General features: G+C 69.4%; 16 protein-coding genes and 1 pseudogene. 9 read left to right on the top strand and 8 right to left on the bottom strand.

Going from position 1 to position 14,861, the window contains the following annotated elements; all coding sequences use genetic code 11:
* Positions 1-810, top strand: an 810-nt coding sequence (locus ABZ919_RS14300; RefSeq protein ID WP_361247076.1) for a hypothetical protein, incomplete at its 5' end; no start/stop codon positions are given.
* A 205-nt stretch (positions 811-1,015) separates the two neighbouring features.
* Here ABZ919_RS14300 and ABZ919_RS14295 read toward each other — a convergent pair.
* A pseudogene (locus tag ABZ919_RS14295) lies at positions 1,016-1,137 on the bottom strand (IS5/IS1182 family transposase); the annotation flags it as partial.
* Between the two features lie 400 nt (positions 1,138-1,537).
* On the opposite strand from ABZ919_RS14295, the gene ABZ919_RS14290 reads away from it, so the two are divergent.
* Positions 1,538-2,470 (top strand): aminoglycoside phosphotransferase family protein, encoded by a 933-nt coding sequence (locus tag ABZ919_RS14290; protein WP_361247073.1) that lies wholly within the window; start codon positions 1,538-1,540, stop codon positions 2,468-2,470.
* Positions 2,471-2,849: 379 nt separating this feature from the next.
* Entirely contained in the window at positions 2,850-3,194 is a 345-nt protein-coding gene (locus tag ABZ919_RS14285; protein WP_361247071.1) for a hypothetical protein, read from the top strand.
* A 38-nt stretch (positions 3,195-3,232) separates the two neighbouring features.
* Here the strand turns inward: ABZ919_RS14285 and ABZ919_RS14280 are convergent, their stop codons facing one another.
* Both ABZ919_RS14280 and ABZ919_RS14275 read right to left on the bottom strand, forming a co-directional pair.
* Entirely contained in the window at positions 3,233-4,267 is a 1,035-nt protein-coding gene (locus ABZ919_RS14280) for a phosphatidylinositol-specific phospholipase C domain-containing protein (RefSeq protein WP_361247068.1), read from the bottom strand.
* Between the two features lie 279 nt (positions 4,268-4,546).
* The gene (locus tag ABZ919_RS14275; RefSeq protein WP_361247066.1) at positions 4,547-5,680 is read right to left on the bottom strand and encodes an NAD(P)/FAD-dependent oxidoreductase; all 1,134 of its coding nucleotides are present in this window, start codon (positions 5,678-5,680) and stop codon (positions 4,547-4,549) included.
* A gap of 158 nt (positions 5,681-5,838) precedes the next feature.
* On the opposite strand from ABZ919_RS14275, the gene ABZ919_RS14270 reads away from it, so the two are divergent.
* A complete protein-coding gene (locus ABZ919_RS14270) occupies positions 5,839-6,519 on the top strand; it encodes a TetR/AcrR family transcriptional regulator C-terminal domain-containing protein (RefSeq protein ID WP_361247063.1) in 681 nt (226 codons plus the stop codon).
* A 519-nt stretch (positions 6,520-7,038) separates the two neighbouring features.
* Here ABZ919_RS14270 and ABZ919_RS14265 read toward each other — a convergent pair.
* Positions 7,039-7,470 carry a peptidase inhibitor family I36 protein gene (locus ABZ919_RS14265; RefSeq protein WP_361247060.1) on the bottom strand — a complete coding sequence of 144 codons (432 nt, stop codon included), beginning with the start codon at positions 7,468-7,470 and terminating at the stop codon, positions 7,039-7,041.
* 334 nt (positions 7,471-7,804) lie between these two features.
* Between ABZ919_RS14265 and ABZ919_RS14260 the strand changes: the two genes are divergently transcribed.
* Positions 7,805-8,764, top strand: a complete 960-nt coding sequence (locus ABZ919_RS14260) for a helix-turn-helix domain-containing protein (protein WP_361247057.1) — start codon at positions 7,805-7,807, stop codon at positions 8,762-8,764.
* 349 nt (positions 8,765-9,113) lie between these two features.
* On the opposite strand, the gene ABZ919_RS14255 is transcribed toward ABZ919_RS14260, so the two are convergent.
* Positions 9,114-9,803 (bottom strand): helix-turn-helix domain-containing protein, encoded by a 690-nt coding sequence (locus ABZ919_RS14255; protein ID WP_361247054.1) that lies wholly within the window; start codon positions 9,801-9,803, stop codon positions 9,114-9,116.
* Positions 9,804-10,558: 755 nt separating this feature from the next.
* Here ABZ919_RS14255 and ABZ919_RS14250 point away from each other — a divergent pair.
* Positions 10,559-11,674 carry an ABC transporter permease gene (locus tag ABZ919_RS14250; RefSeq protein ID WP_361247052.1) on the top strand — a complete coding sequence of 372 codons (1,116 nt, stop codon included), beginning with the start codon at positions 10,559-10,561 and terminating at the stop codon, positions 11,672-11,674.
* 241 nt (positions 11,675-11,915) lie between these two features.
* Here the strand turns inward: ABZ919_RS14250 and ABZ919_RS14245 are convergent, their stop codons facing one another.
* The 3 genes from ABZ919_RS14245 to ABZ919_RS14235 all read right to left on the bottom strand — a co-directional run bounded on the left by ABZ919_RS14245 (position 11,916) and on the right by ABZ919_RS14235 (position 13,140).
* Positions 11,916-12,125 (bottom strand): hypothetical protein, encoded by a 210-nt coding sequence (locus ABZ919_RS14245; protein WP_361247049.1) that lies wholly within the window; start codon positions 12,123-12,125, stop codon positions 11,916-11,918.
* Positions 12,126-12,268: 143 nt separating this feature from the next.
* Complete coding sequence (locus tag ABZ919_RS14240) at positions 12,269-12,532, bottom strand: DUF6207 family protein (protein ID WP_361247047.1); 264 nt, start codon at positions 12,530-12,532, stop codon at positions 12,269-12,271.
* Between the two features lie 32 nt (positions 12,533-12,564).
* Entirely contained in the window at positions 12,565-13,140 is a 576-nt protein-coding gene (locus ABZ919_RS14235) for a DUF4142 domain-containing protein (RefSeq protein WP_361247044.1), read from the bottom strand.
* Between the two features lie 343 nt (positions 13,141-13,483).
* On the opposite strand from ABZ919_RS14235, the gene ABZ919_RS14230 reads away from it, so the two are divergent.
* From ABZ919_RS14230 to ABZ919_RS14220, 3 genes are all read left to right on the top strand, one after another.
* Positions 13,484-13,693, top strand: a complete 210-nt coding sequence (locus ABZ919_RS14230; protein WP_361247041.1) for a hypothetical protein — start codon at positions 13,484-13,486, stop codon at positions 13,691-13,693.
* Positions 13,694-13,966: 273 nt separating this feature from the next.
* On the top strand, positions 13,967-14,401 hold the full coding sequence (locus tag ABZ919_RS14225) for a MarR family transcriptional regulator (protein WP_361247039.1): 435 nt from the start codon (positions 13,967-13,969) through the stop codon (positions 14,399-14,401).
* Positions 14,398-14,838 (top strand): hypothetical protein, encoded by a 441-nt coding sequence (locus ABZ919_RS14220; protein WP_361247038.1) that lies wholly within the window; start codon positions 14,398-14,400, stop codon positions 14,836-14,838. Before ABZ919_RS14225 ends, ABZ919_RS14220 begins: the two co-directional genes overlap by 4 nt.
* The last annotated feature ends 23 nt before the right edge of the window (positions 14,839-14,861 follow it).

Genomic DNA, 14,861 nt, shown 5'->3' with positions numbered 1-14,861 from the left:
TTCGTCGCTGCGGTTCTCGCCGGTACGGCCGGAGTCGCCGGCGCTCAAGCCGCTCCTCAGACGGTCAAGGCCGCGCCGAGCGTGGTACGGGACGCGGACCAGGCGAACGTGGACCAGGGCGGCGGCGCTGATCAGGCGAACGTGGACCAGGGCGGGGGCGGCGCCGATCAGGCGAACGTGGACCAGGGCGGCGGCGGCGCCGATCAGGCCAACGTGGACCAGGGCGGCGGCGACGCCAACCAGGCCAACGTCAACCAGGGCGCGGGCGACGCCAACCAGGCCAACGTCAACCAGGCCGGCGACGGCAAGACCAACCAGGCCAACGTGAACCAGGGCGGGGGCGACGCCAACCAGGCCAACGTCAACCAGGGCGACGGCAAGGTCAACCAGGCGAACGTCAACCAGGGCGACGGCAAGGTCAACCAGGCCAACATCAACCAGACCAATGTCAACCAGACCAACAACATCAACCAGACCAACGTGAACCAGGGCGGCGACGGCGCCAACCAGGCGAACGTCAACCAGGGTGGCGGCGGGGCCGATCAGGCCAACGTCAACCAGGGTGGCGGCAAGGTCAACCAGGCCAACGTCCACCAGGGCGGCAAGGTCAAGAAGGGCAAGAAGGCCAAGAAGGGCAAGGTCAAGCAGGTGAACGTGAACCAGGGTGGCGGCAAGGTCAACCAGGCCAACGTCAACCAGGGCGGCGGCAAGGTCAACCAGGCCAACGTCAACCAGGGCGGCGGCAAGGTCAACCAGGCCAACGTCAACCAGGGCGGCGGCAAGGTCAATCAGACCAACGTCAACCAGTAGCAGTCACGCCCCGGGCCGGGAGGCTGAACCGGCACCCGTGCCGACCGGCCTCGACGACGGAACCCGCCACACGACCGTGGCGGGTTCCGTCGTCCTGCCGTGCCGTACCGGACAGCTCCGCCGGCGCGATATACGAGACGTGAATCCGCCGCCGAAACCGTCCATGGAAATTTCAGGGACGGAATTCCGTCGGAAGCTGCCGTCAGGTGCACCCCGACGTGGCCACGAAGATGATCGCGCCAGGATCTCCCGATCACCGGCCCGCCATCGGCCACCACCTCGCGGACGTCGGATCTCAGCCGGCGGCACCACCCGCCGAGACAGCATCCACAACTCATCCGGCACCAGACGCTCCACCAGGTCCGCCACGCCCTCACCAACGATCAGAAGACGGACCAAACAGACCAAAGGGAACGTCGTCGAGCCGCCCGCGCCGCGAGAGCCCCCGGGTGAGTACACGTCGCGCCGGGCGCCTGCCACGCCTGTGCCCCACGGCTCGCGGTGGCGCACAGGCGGCATGCTGACATCTCGCCGATGCAACCCTGGACCGTCTTTCCTGTCGCTCACTGCGGCCCTGCACATGGATGAGCTGGCCCCGGATGCGCCGAGGACACCCTCAAAGCGCTGGGGGAGTGGAGCGATATTCGTGGTACGCGGTCGCCGGGCGCGACGGCAACGCCCGGCTGTGTCTTGCTGGTTGCGGCGGGCCGACGCGTAGGGTGCCGGGATGATCACGATGCCAGAGGAGTTCGTACAGAGCACCGTCGACCGCGAGGGGGAGGCCGGAGCGGCGTGGCTCGCCGAGTTGCCCGGGATCGTGGACGACTTGCTGGGGCGCTGGGAGTGTGTGCCGGACGGCGAGGTCATGCACGGGGGCGTCGGCGTCATCGTGCCGGTACGGCGGCGGGCTGAGGGGAGCGCCGTGCTGAAGGTGTCGTTTCCGCATCCCGGCAACGTCCATGAGCCGGATGCGTTCGTCGCGTGGGGCGGACGCGGAGCCGTCCTGCTGCATGAGCGCGACGACGAGCGGTTCGCGATGCTGCTGGAGCGGGTTCAGCCGTCGACCCTTGCGGAGGTCGAGGACGACGACGAGGTGGTGACGATCGCCGGGCGGCTCAGTCGCCGCCTGGCCATCCCCGCACCGCCCGGTCTGCCCCGGCTGCGTGAGCAAGCGGACGCCTGGGAGGAGCAACTGCGCAACAGCGCTGAGGAGCTGACGCATGCGCTGTCGCGTCAGGTGCTCGATGCCGCCGTGGCGACCGTCCGGGAGCTGGGCCGGGCCCAGCCGGACACCCTCGTCCATGGTGACCTCCACGCCCGGAACATCCTGCGTGCCGACCGCGAGCCATGGCTGGCCGTCGACCCCAAGGGGTACGTGGGAGATCCCGCCTACGACGGCGGCACACTGCTGAAGTCCCGGGCGCTGACGCTCCTCGGATCGGATGACGTGGGAAAGGCTGTCCATCGCGTCGTGGACGTCTTCACCGAGGCCGCGGAACTCGACCGTGAACGCGTGCGACGGTGGGCCCAGTTCCATGCCGTCCAGGCCGCGCTCTGGGGTCGCCGCCACGGTTTCCGCATCGCCCGCAGCGGACCACGGCTGGACTGGCTCACTGAATTCGCCGACCACCTTGCGCAGTTGCTCACCGAACACTCGTAGAGCGTGATGGAGCTGGGCGGGTTCGGTGGGTGGAGGCATGCGGACGTATGCGCAACCCGGCGGACCCCGCTGGCCAGTTGGGTGGACAGACTGGTGAACGCTTCCTGCTCAGTAGGCTCCATCGGCACCGCGAGGAGCTCGACACCCGCGGACGGCACCTGAGTCCGGGCCGGCGGGTCCTGCTCGCTCGCCCACCTCGGCAGTGGCCACCCTCATGCCCAGTACGAGGCCGGCTTCGGCATCGGGACCACGGCCGGACACCGGCCGCCGCCGCGAAGGCTGCCCCGCCGGTGTGAGCGGGCGGCGGCGCCGACACGCAGCAGCGGTGGCTGCGGCGGCCCGCCGTCGGACCTGCCACGGGGCTAGTGTCTGTCCGGCCGTGGTCGCCGCGGACCTGGCGGGCGCCGGACTGACCCTGGCCACCGCCGAGAAGGTCACGCTGGGAGGTGTTGCGGAGTCGGCCGCCTCCGTCGCCACCGGGTTCCTCACCGGCACGCCGGTGAGCGCCGCCGTGGCGGCCCGCGAAGACGCGCGGGCCCTCGAGGCCGCCGTCACGGAGGCGATGACGGACCGCCTCGGCAGCGGCCCGGTGACGGCGCGGATGAGCGCGACCGTCTACGCAGCGCGTCACCAGGCATGGCTCTCCCGGGCTGGTGGGAACGGCCACCGGACCGAGGGGGGAGACGCAGCGGATGGACAGCCGTGTCCGGGTGCTGACGCGTGAGGCGGAGCGGCGATCCCTCCAGGAAGCAAGAGGCTCGGTCACGGCACAGCAGCGGTGCCGGTGGTGTTGTGGGCGATGACGGCATCGATGAGCCGGCCGCCCGGCCAGTCCATGCCGATGACGCCGGTGTGACCCGGGTTCGTGTGCAGGTGGTCGAGCAGTCGCTGGTTCATGCCCTGTTTGCCGCCGTAACCGTTGGCCACTTGGGTGTAGGTGGCGCCGAAGGGCGGACAGCTGGCGGAGAGCCCGGTGCCTCCGAGGATGTTGGTCGTATCGGCCGCGATCTGCTGAAGGCTCGCCGTGACCAGCGACCACCTGGTGTCCAGGTTGCACTCGGTCCACGGGATGAAGGGGGTGGAAAGCCACTGGGAGAGCCCGAACCCGTCGTACACCTGCCCCCTGGGGCCGCTGAAGCCGGTGAGCACGACATGGCCGCGCACTTGGCCCAGGGTGGGGGTGTCGGCCGTGCTGGTGCCGGTCACCGTGGGCGCGTAGAACAGGCCCGGGTAGCGCGCCAGGTAGCTGTCGAAGATGCGGATGCGGTCGGCGCTCGTGGCGTCGGGTGGGTCGTCGACGCACTTACCGATCTGCGGGCCGCCGGTACCACCCTCAGTGGTGTCGCCGTCGCACTCGCCGTGCAGGCTCATGAGCACGGTCTCGCCCGGATGGGCGGTGAGGAAGGCCCGCGCCTTGGTGAGGACGTCGTCGAGGTTGGCGTTCTGGTAGACGTTCGTGTGGTGGATGGCGAACGCGGTGTCGTCGTTGACGATGCGGACGCGGATGTCGATGGAGCGGATGCCCGCATTCAGCTGCGCGGTCAGGGTGTCCCCGCTGTCCCCGTGGTTCTCCTGGGTTTGGTAGTACCACGGTGCGAGCGCGCCGTGGACGGCCATGGTGTCGTGGGTCCCGGGGATCGACATCCGTCCCAGACCTGTCGAGTCGGGGAGCCGGCCCATCCAATCCGGGTTGCTCGCGCCGGTGAGACTGTTGAACGCCGGCGTCGACGGCCCCGGCCACCAGGGCAGGTCGAAGGCCGACGCCGGCACCGAGGCGGCGAACAGACTCAGGGTCATGACGAGTCCACCGAGCACGGAGATCGTGCCTGCGGACGGCCGGAGCGTGTGAGGGGCGGGTCGGCTGTGCCGTGCCAGAAGGTACATGCCTGAGGGACCTCCCGTAGCTGTGGGTTGCCATGCACATGCCACCTCCATGTGGCCGAGAAAGCATTCCCCACGCTGCATCGATAGGCAAGACATGCGCGGCGTCTCCGCAACACGAGCCGATTCCACCATGAGGTTGCAGATCGGTCAGGTAGAGCGGCATGCACCGTTCAGCGAGTGACCCCGGGTGGCTCACCCGGCCTGCCCGTGGCCGGTGAAGAAGGCCACGAGGCTGTGCGGGGCGTTGCCGTCGAGGCACAACGTGTGGATGCGGTACGCCTCGTCGGCAGCGGCGGCGCTGCGGGGGAACAAGGCCTCCTCGTAGAGGGTGAGTGCAGCCTCGATGTCGTCAGGGTGCGCAGCGAGGGCGTTGCCGAGTTCGGCGCCGTCGTACATGGCCAGATTGGCTCCCTCGCCGGAGGGACACATCAGGTGGGCGGCGTCACCGAGCAACGTCACGCCGGGTGCGCGGTTCCAGCGGTGTTCGATCGGCAGGGCATGGACGGTGCGCAGGACCGGGGCGGTCTCGCCGTCCGTGATCAGGGCGGTGAGCGCCGGGGCCCAGCCGTGGAACTCCGCGGCGACGCGGGCCGTGGCCGTGCCGACGTCGGTGAAGTCGATGCCGTCCGTCCACTCCTGCGGTTTGTTCAGCGTCACGTACGTGTGCAGGACGCCGTCCGGCTCACGGTGGGCGGAGATCCCCTTGCCGGGGGCGAGGGCGAACAGTGAGCCCTTGCCTACGGCCTGGGCGCTGGCCGGGTGGCGGGTGTCGCTGTCGAACAGATAGGTCTCGATCAAGGACGTTCCGACGTACTCGGGCTTTGCGTCGGACAGCAGCGGACGGACCCGCGACCATGCTCCGTCCGCGCCGACCAGCAGGCTGGTCGTCACGGTCACCCCGTCCGCGAACGACACCTCGTGCCGGCCGCCACCGAGGGGCCGGCACGAGGTGACCTTGCGGCCCCACTGGATCGTGTCGGCGGGCAGCGAGTCGAGCAGGATCCGTCGGAGGGCCCCACGGGGCACCTCGGGACGCCCGCCGGTCCCGTCGTCGGGCTCGTCCAGCAGGACCGTTCCGTCCTTGTCGAGCACCCGCGTCGCCTCGGCGCCCTTGTGGATGATGTCGAGGAACTCGTCGAACAGTCCGGCCGCCTTGAGCGCGAGCTGCCCGTTGTGGTCGTGGATGTCGAGCAGGCCGCCCTGGGTGCGAGACGTCGGCGACGTTTCCGCCTCGTAGACCGTCGCCGGGATCCCGTGGACGTGGAGGACACGCGCAAGCGTCAGTCCACCGAGTCCGGCGCCGATGATCGTGACGGGAGTGGTCATGTGCTTCCTTCCTGATGGCGGAACGGTGGCGACCGCTGGGCGGACGGCCGGGCAGGCGCCCGGCGGGGCTCTGGAACGCCGTTCCATCACCAGCCTGGAACGGCGTTCCATGCCTTGTCAAGGTGGAACGATGTTCCAAGCCGTCCTAGGATCGGGGAATGGCACCCAGCACACGTCGTGCGGACCGACGGCAGGAACCGCTCTCCCGGGAGCGCATCGTCGGCGCCGCCGTCGAACTCCTCGACACGGTGGGCGAAGGCGGTCTCACGTTCCGTGCACTGTCCGAGCGCCTGGCGACCGGCCCAGGCGCGATCTACTGGCATGTCACGGGCAAAGCGGAACTGCTGGCTGCCGCCACCGACGCTGTCGTCGCCACCATCCCGGGCGGCGACAGCGACGCGACGCCGCAGGAAGCGATCCGCGCCCTCGCGCTCGGCGTGTTCGATGCGATCGACGCCCACCCATGGGTCGGCACGCAGCTCGCCCGGACACCGGGGCAGTCGCCGATGCTGCGGATCTTCGAACGCATCGGACGCCACGTCCAGGCGCTCCGAGTGCCCGAAGCCGCCCAGTTCACCGCAGCGTCCGCGCTGATGAGCTACGTCCTCGGCGTGGCGGGCCAGAACGCCGCCAACACCCGGACGCTCCAGCCGAACACGGACCGGACCGAGTTCCTCGACGCCGTGGCGACCGCATGGACAGAGCTCGACCCCGACCAGTACCCGTTCACTCGTAACGTCGCCGACCAACTGCGCAACCACGACGACAGAGCGGAGTTCCTCGCCGGCATAGACCTCATCCTCACCGGAATCACCGCTGGCCGGCAGTCGACCGGCTGACGCCGGACAGTCCCGGCGGGCATCTCTCGGCCGCCGCTACCTGCGCAACCGGTTGTCGCAATAAATCCCCGCGGGCGCGGGGGACGAGCCTGCCCAAAGGGTCCGGCGAGCGGCCAGTTCCTGTTCGGCACCTCCTGCGAGCCGACGCCTGCGGGCCGTGGACCTGCCGGCGGGACACAGGGCTCCGGCTGTCGTACGACGGGGTCTCGGCACGGCCTGCGGACGGAACCCCCGGCCCAAGATCAGGTGGACCGTTTCGGCGCACTGCCGCTGCTGAGCCAAGCGTGACGCGACGTCCTCGCCGGCCAGGGACAGGAGGCCCCCCACCCGCAGGCGGAGGGCCACTGTCCGTCGTGCTGCCCGCGCGGGCTTTTGCTGGGCGCCGAGGCCGCCCCCCCGTGGCCACGGTCATCGTCGGTGTGCTCGAGTGGTGGTGCGCTCCCGTCCATGCCCGATGGGCCACTCCCACTGCGATGACCGTGGGTCCGCCCGGCGGTATCGTCGCGCCGTCTGATCGTGTCAGCGGCAGTTGACCCACTTGTCGGAGCGAATCGCGATGGCGCTCCTGCCGCTGGGCGCTGTGCCCTTGGCGCCGCGCTCGACGGTGTAGGAGTCTCCGGCGTAGTTCTTCCCGCTGTAGATGGTCACGTCACAGCTCTGGCCGTGGTTGTAGTACGACAGCACGTGGCCGTTGAAGACGGAGTACTGCGTCAGGTCGCTGTTGTCGTACTGGACTTTCTGCATCCGACCCGTGTAGTTCCGGCCGGACCACACGCAGAACCATCCGCTCGGACAATCCGCGGCCGCCTTGATCGCGGGCTTGGCCGAACTGCCTGCCCTGCTCGGCGTATTGTCGCCGACGGCGACGGCGACACCGCTGGCGGCGCTGCTCAGAAGGGCGAGTGAGGCGATGCCGATGCCGATGAGCTTGCGGGTCGTGGTGAATGCCATGTGAGTTCCCCCTGCACGTGGCGGTTGAGCGAGGCGGGTCCCGCTGGCCCCTCCGAGCTGCGGGACCGCGTCCTCGCGTCTGCTTGGTCGACGGGTCATATCCTCGTCATTCGGGCATTTGAAAGTCATTGACTGCCAGCGCAGAAATCGTTGACTTTCCGCGCATGCTCACGGCTCGGACACCTGGAAGCTCGCGGCCGGTGGGCCGGTGGGCCGGTGGGCCGGTGGCCGGTTGACGGCGGAGCGACTTGTCACCCTATGCGGCATCCTGCTACTCCGGTGCTGATGGCGGGGCTGGAGCTTGCTGGAGCGACCGGGGGCGATCGTGATCGAGATGCGCAGCACGGACTTGCCGGTCGCCGATCGATTCGACTGGTGGTGTGCGTGCACCGCTGAGGACCTCGTACCGACACGGATCACCAGGCGGCGGAGCAACGACTTTCCAGCGTCCGTGAGAATGATGCGGTTGGGACAGGTCCAGGTCACGGCGCTCGAGTTCCCGGCGTTGCGGTCGGTGCGCACCGACCGCCTCATCCGGCAGAGCGACCCGGAGCTGTGGATGCTGGCCTACATCAGCGGGGGAGCGCTGGCCCTGGAGCAAGGGCGCCGAGGCACGTCACTGCGCACCGGCGACCTTGTGCTGTACGACACCTCCCGCCCGTTCGATTCTCTCTCCGACGTGGCCGACGGTCTGTCACGGACGATTCTGCTGCATCTGCCGCGGTGTGCGCTGCCCATCCGAGAGCAGCGGTTACGGGACCTCACCGCGCGGCGCATGTCATCGGACAGCGGTCCGGCGGCGTTGCTGGCCGTGTTCCTGCGAGGACTGATGGACCAGGCAGCCGTCCTGACGGAAGCACACAAGGCGTGCGTGGCACCGGCTGCCTTGGACCTGGCCGCCGCTTGCCTGGCGGATGCGGTGGGAGCACCGGAGAAGCTACCGGCCGAGACGCAGCAGGCCGTTCTTGTACGGGCGGTGAAGAGGTTCATCCTCAGCAACCTCGCTGACAGCGGACTGTCGCCTGCCGGGATAGCCGCAGCGCACCACATCTCGGTGCGCCATCTGCACTCGCTCTTCCAGCGCCATGAGGACGCCACCGTCGCCGCCTTCATCCGGGAGGAGCGGTTGCGGCGGTCCCGGGCAGAGCTGGCGGACGTTCGTACGGCAGGCGAGAGTGTCCAGTGCATCGGGGCACGGTGGGGCTTCCACGACGCGGCCGTCTTCAACCGAGCGTTCAAGAAGCGGTATGGGATCACTCCGGGGGCGTACCGAGAAAGCCTGCGGAGCAACTGATTGGCGGATCCGAGGCGGTGCCCACGACAGCGCGGGAATTGCCTGGTGTGCTGACACTGCACAACAACCTGTCTCTGCCCGCCACCGAGCGCTTCGGCTGGTTCTGTGGCCTCGTGGCTCACGACTTGGCGCCGCACGTCATCACCCCGGATCACGCTGGTGACTTCGCCCGAGTGCGCCGCACGTCGGGGGCGGTGGGTGCACCCCGCCCTCCTCGCATCTGCCGTACGGCTGACACTCGTTGCGGTTGGGGAGCACCCAGGCCAGGGCACGCTCGCCCCGCGCCCGATCGAAGTCCTTCCTGTTGAGCCCCAATCGCCATGCGTACGCGGCACCACGAACGCCCGTGTCAGCGCTTGCGCGCCTGGCCCTCGACGGTGGCGGCCGTGCCGCCGTGAAGATGGTCGGCGAGTTCTTCGGTACTGGGGGGCCGAGGCAGGGTGCGCGAGCGGTCGGGGCGTAGCCCGTCGAGGAAGACGCCGAGGTGGCGGGCGGTCAGCGTGGTGGCCTGCTCGTGCGGGAGGTGGGGCAGCGGGCGGCACAGCAGCGCGGCGGTGATGATCAGGTCCACTGCCGTGACGTCCGCGCGGACCGCATGGTGCCGGCGCCCCTCGGCCAGGATCTCCTCCAGCGCGGCGGCGATGTCATGTTGCAGTTCGCGTGCCTCGGGGTCGTCGGTCTGCGGCCCGCCGATCAAGGGCAGGACCAGCAGGTGGCGGCTGTCGATCATGCTCCGCAGGAACGACTCGACGGCCGCGATCGGATCGGCCTGAGCCGTCTTCGCCGCCGACCGGGCCGCGTCCAGGGCGATGCCGAACCCCTCGATGACGACCGCCGCGATCAGCGCGTCACGGTTGGCGAAGCGCCGGTAGAGGGTGGCGATGTTCACGCCCGCCCGACGGGCGATCTCCTCCAGCGGCACGGCGGTCCCCGATTCCAGGAAGGCACCGCGGGCGGCGCTGAGGATCTGGGCGCGGTTGCGCGCTGCGTCCGTGCGCAGCCGCGATGCCGGGCGCCCTCCGGCTGGTCTGGCGGACACCGATTCACCTCTGCTCTCGTCCGGGCCTGCGCACCGAGACTACGTCACACCCACGTAACTGAAGGGTTTCCTGCGCTTAGTGTTAGCCTCGGCGTGTCGCCCTGCACAGCGGACGCGCCACGGTCCCACTCAGGCACTGCCCGGAGTCGCCGAGCGGATGCAGGTGCCCGGTGATGGCTCGATTCACCAGTGGAAGGAGCTCAGTCATGAGTGCGAGGAGCTCAGTCATGGGGGCAGTGCACTGTTCGGGCTTCCAGGAAAGGGCCGAAGGCGCCGCCGTCGTCATCGGCCACCGGGGCGATGAGCAGGCGGCACGGGACCCGTCACGATGCGCGAGGGCGAGCACTTCGACGCGCTGGAGAACGCCGCCCCGGGCGAACGGCACCGCATCTCCGCCATCAACACCCGCGGCCGGCTGTTCCCGGCTGAGCAGGCCGCCGCCCGCCGGATGCCGGCGGCAGGGTGGTGTGCGGAACGCGGAACGCGGAACGCGGATCCGGCTACCGGCACTCGCGTCCCGGCGACACCATGCCGCTGCCCCAGTGGATCGAAGGCCATGGCGCCCTCGGTCTCCGCGCTTCGACATGGCAGAACGCCACCGGGCACCCCCTCCTCGACTCCGCTGACGCCGGCCACATCACCGGCCGTCGCCCCTCGACGGCGACTACTCCCCCCGACCTCATCCTCGGCACGGAGACCGGCACCGATGCCCATCCATCCCGGTCTCCACGCCCCATCCTCGACAAGAAAGTGCCATGTCCTCCCAGAACCCCCAGGCGGCCCTCGAAGAGCCGAGCCGGCCCCGCCACCGCGCAGACGATCAGCCCCACCATCTGGACGACACCGAGCACGGCATACCGGCCCCGGTTCTGGCCGCCGGCGCTCCAAGCCGCAAGGCCATCACCGTTCCTGTGGTCACCTCATTGATCGTCGGCGCCGCTTTCATCGCCGTGTTCCTCGCGGCCTTCCACGCCCCCACCTCCCACCGCCTGCCCCTGGGCATAGCCGGTCCTGATACGACCGCGGCCCGCATCGAACTAGCGGTCAACGACCTCGACGGCCAGGCGATGAGCTTCCACCGGTACCCGGACGCGGCAGCCGCCCGCGCCGCCATCGCGCACGACGAAGTCCCCGCCGCCCTGGTCACCGACGCACACCGACACCTGAAGCTGATGGTGGCCGGCGCCCAGGGCCCCTCCGCCATCGGGTCGATCCAGGCCACCGTCGCTGCCGCACTCGGCCATCCCATTCCCGTCAGCGACACGGTGCCGCTGACCCAGCACGACTCCCGCGGGCTGTCGATCTTCTACTCGTGCTTCGGCGTCGTACTCGCCGGCTACCTCTTCGCCGTGTCCTCGTACCAGCTCGCTCCCCGCATGCCTCTGGCCGCGCGTATCACCAGCATGGCCGCCTTCTCCGCCGCCTCCGGCCTGGTCGTCGCGTCCATAGCCTGTCTCGCCCTCGGCGCGATCCCGGCTGCCTTCGCCACCACCGCGGCCGTTACTGCCTTGCTCGCCTTCTCTCTGGCTGCCTCCGCCGGCCTGATCATGCGCACCTGCGGACCCGCGGGAATCCCCCTGGCCTCCATAGCGCTGCTGATCCTCGGCAACGCATCCAGCGGAGGCATCCTCCCCCCGCAGTACCTGCCCGCATGGCTGACCCCCCTCGCCTACGGCATGCCACCCGGCATCGCCGTCCGTGCCCTGCGTGGAGCGTCCTACTTCCACTCCGCACACCTTGCGACCGGATACACACTGCTCGCCTGCTGGACCGTCGCCTGCCTCACCGCCCAGTACGCACTGGACCGCGCTGCCCGTAGCCGCACCCGGTCCAAGGCCACGATGCCGGGGCTGGCCCAAGCGAGCGCGTGAGCAGCGAGTGTGACGGCCGCCGCCACGCTTCAGCAGGTGAGGGTCCGCCTCGTGCGTGGCGGGATGTCGAGGTCACAGTCGGAGACGTGAGGCCGAGGTAACGGGCCGACATGTCAGGCCAAGGCGAGGGGCCGAGGCGCCGGGCCGAGGCGAGAAGCCAACGCTCGTACCCGGCGATCGAGGCCACGGGGCAGGCAGAGCAGTTCACCGCCGCCTCCTGGAATCCCTCAACGCCGAGGCGTCAGTTGGCCGCGGTGAGGGCGAGCGCGGCGAGGATGAGAGCGTAGGCGGCCACGGTCAGGGCAGTCCGGGCCATGCGCGCGCCGCGTACCCGCTTCCGTGGAGGTGGGGCGAAGCAACAGCAGGCCTTCGGCGGATGCCAGTCGGGAGAGTCCAGCCAGTAGGAGCCCAGGAGCCGGGCATGACCGGGGAATCGGGCTTCGTCGTCCACACGAGGGCCAACGCGGCTCGGATTGGCGGGTTGCGGACGTGAGCGCGGACGGCATAGGACCGTGACCTTGCATAGCCGTCGGGCACCTGCCGGCAGGCGAGAACCCGTCGCCTCGTGACTCCGTCTACGTGTCAGCCATCACGTCACGGTTCCGGGGGCTGGCGCATGTCCAGATAGCAGCGCAGGCGGACTCCCGACTGTCCGGGAATGCGGATGGTGCGTTCCAGGGCGGTCGTTGCCCACATCGCGGCCAGGGCGGCGTGGAAGGCGAAGGCGGTCTGGTCGTCGGCGGCCGTGATGTCGACGACGACCAGACCCGGCTGGGACACGTGGACCCCGTTGATGACTTCCATGCCCGTCACGACGCCGAGCCGTACCTTGCGGTTGGTGCCCGTAAAGGAGTTCACCCGTGCGGCGCAGAGAATCAGTGGACCGGCGGTCACGTCTGTGAGGCGGCGGGCACTACTGCGCGGCACACGCCGCGGTTGACCATCTGGGTGTGGCGTGCGACCACCGGGCGCGCGCTCTTGGCCAGGGACTTCACGAGCGGGTTGGTGCCCGAGGCGATCTCCTTGTCGATGAGCGCGAGGGTCTGCGCATGGGCCGGGTACTGAGCCTTGAGCCACGCGGCATCGTACGCGGCCGTCCCGGCGAGGGACTTGAGGGCGGCGGTCTGCTTCAGTTGCGCATCCGTCTGCCCGGACGGCAGTGCCACGCCGAGTCTTGCCGCGGTCTTGACGACACCGGCATCAAGGGCGTGGTGGTCGCGGATGAACTCGGCGGCGACACGCCTGACGCAGGCGGTGGCCGCGGCGCTCTGAGCTTGCTGGCTGGTCGCGATCTCCCACAGGTTGCCCTGGTGGGCCGCGGTCAGGAGCTGCTTGTCCAGGGTGGAGACCCCATACGGTGAGGGTGACGACGAAGCAGCGAGAGCCGGGAGCGATGGCACGCCCAGCAGACACAAGGTGGCGGCGCAGACGGCGGCGGAACGGGCACGGGATCGAGTCGTGTTCATGAGTCCTCCACAGGTCGAACGTGCAAGCCCCGATGAAAACCCCATCCACATTGCTTGAATGGTGACGTAATCGCTCGAATGGTGATGAGCCGTACCTATGCCATGGTCAACCCGGCCGAGTGGCTCGGCAACTTTCGTGCGGGTCGGCTGACGAAGTCGGCAGACCATGCCGGTGGTGAGAAGAACGGACACCCGGGGCGGGGGACTCCGCGGGGGACAGGGTGCCCGTGCAACCATGCGCATCACGCAAGGTCAGAGCTCACGGAAGCGTGCTGACCAGCAAGAGCCCGTGGGGGCGGCGTCTCGGCGCGCGGTCGGCGTGGCGATCGCGGATCCTGGGAGCATGACCGTGCAGGTCGTCGTCTACCCGCCCGCCGGGGACGGCGGTCGCCGTGTCCGTGTCGGCGATCGTTTCGTCGGCATGGCCTACACACTGCTCGACGTGGCCGAGTTCCTGCAGCGGGCCGGTGTCGACGGCGTCGAGCCGGAGGACGTGGCGGCCGCCGACTGGGTGGAGTGGCGAGGTGATGGGCCGGGTGCCTGGGAGCACTGACGACCTGTCATGTGTCAGGGAGGCCACCAGCCGGTCCGCGTGATGCACTGCGTCCTCCCGGCTGGTCGACGGACTCCTCCGGGGCACTGCCGCGTTCCCGCGTGCAGCGGTCCCGGCAGACGGGGCCTCAGGAGCACGGCCGCCGCAGCGGCCATAGCGGCCACCAAGACGGAAGTCCGTGTCCGTCGACGGTTGGCAGCCGACGCCGTGTGCGGCAGGTCGGCTACCACGGAAGCTTGCGCTCATTAATACGTTTCCGTACTATCCGAAAGCGTGAAGTCCGAATCCGTATCACCTGACCGGTCGCTGCTGCTGACCTTGCAGCGGGCTACCCATGCCACCTTGCAGCTGATCGCCGCCGAGCTCGTCGATCTCGATCTGACCGCCTCCGAAATCAACGCACTGGCCAACCTCGCTGACGGCGACGGCCGTACCGTGTCTCAGCTGGGCGCTGCTGTCGGCACGCGCCCCACCACACTCACCGGCGTGCTGGACCGGTTGGAGCGACGTGGTCACATCACCCGGAGCACGCGGGCCGGTGACCGCCGCTCGGTACTGATCCAGCTCACCGAGTCCGGACGCTCCACAGCTGCCCTGATCAGGCAGACGCTGGCTGACCTTGAGAGCCGCGCGTTGGCCGGACTGCCTGCCGAAGCGGTCGCCGGCTTCTACACCGTGCTGGATGCGTTGATCAAGGAGGGGGCATGAGCACCGGCGAACACGACGCGAATGCGCAGGCTTCGGAGTTCACGGAGCTGATGGCGGAGGCGATGGCCACGGCCGAGCGGTTCGGACACCGCCAGCACGTTCACCTGACCTGGCTGGCCGTTCGGCGCTACGGCACCGACGCCGCGGGGGACCTGATCAGCGACGGTATCCAGCGCACCGCCCGCTACGCAGGCGTCCCGCAGAAGTACAACGCCACCGTCAGCCGTGCCTGGGTCGAGCTGGTGGGCCACCACGCGGGCCGGCCGGACACCGCCGACTTCGACGCCTTCGCCGACCAGCACCCCGCGTTGCTCGACAAGAAGCTGCTCACTCGCTTCTACCGGCCCTCAACGCTGGCCGGCGCCCCGGCCAGGACCGGCTGGGTCGAGCCCGACCTCGCGCCGTTCCCCTGGCAGCACACCGACGGGCGGGGCTGAACGTCGTCGCCGCCTTACCTGGG

Origin of the sequence: Streptomyces sp. NPDC046759, assembly GCF_040645475.1 — a bacterium.
GTDB lineage: Bacteria > Actinomycetota > Actinomycetes > Streptomycetales > Streptomycetaceae > Streptomyces.
This window is presented reverse-complemented; position numbering and strand designations above follow the sequence as displayed.

Excerpts from the sequence above, each read along its gene's own strand:
- ABZ919_RS14290 (WP_361247073.1), top strand. The coding sequence starts at position 1,538 with ATGATCACGATGCCAGAGGAGTTCGTACAGAGCACCGTCGACCGCGAG.
- ABZ919_RS14280 (WP_361247068.1), bottom strand. The coding sequence starts at position 4,267 with ATGACCCTGAGTCTGTTCGCCGCCTCGGTGCCGGCGTCGGCCTTCGAC.
- ABZ919_RS14275 (WP_361247066.1), bottom strand. The coding sequence starts at position 5,680 with ATGACCACTCCCGTCACGATCATCGGCGCCGGACTCGGTGGACTGACG.
- ABZ919_RS14270 (WP_361247063.1), top strand. The coding sequence starts at position 5,839 with ATGGCACCCAGCACACGTCGTGCGGACCGACGGCAGGAACCGCTCTCC.
- ABZ919_RS14265 (WP_361247060.1), bottom strand. The coding sequence starts at position 7,470 with ATGGCATTCACCACGACCCGCAAGCTCATCGGCATCGGCATCGCCTCA.
- ABZ919_RS14260 (WP_361247057.1), top strand. The coding sequence starts at position 7,805 with ATGCGCAGCACGGACTTGCCGGTCGCCGATCGATTCGACTGGTGGTGT.
- ABZ919_RS14250 (WP_361247052.1), top strand. The coding sequence starts at position 10,559 with ATGTCCTCCCAGAACCCCCAGGCGGCCCTCGAAGAGCCGAGCCGGCCC.
- ABZ919_RS14235 (WP_361247044.1), bottom strand. The coding sequence starts at position 13,140 with ATGAACACGACTCGATCCCGTGCCCGTTCCGCCGCCGTCTGCGCCGCC.
- ABZ919_RS14230 (WP_361247041.1), top strand. The coding sequence starts at position 13,484 with ATGACCGTGCAGGTCGTCGTCTACCCGCCCGCCGGGGACGGCGGTCGC.
- ABZ919_RS14220 (WP_361247038.1), top strand. The coding sequence starts at position 14,398 with ATGAGCACCGGCGAACACGACGCGAATGCGCAGGCTTCGGAGTTCACG.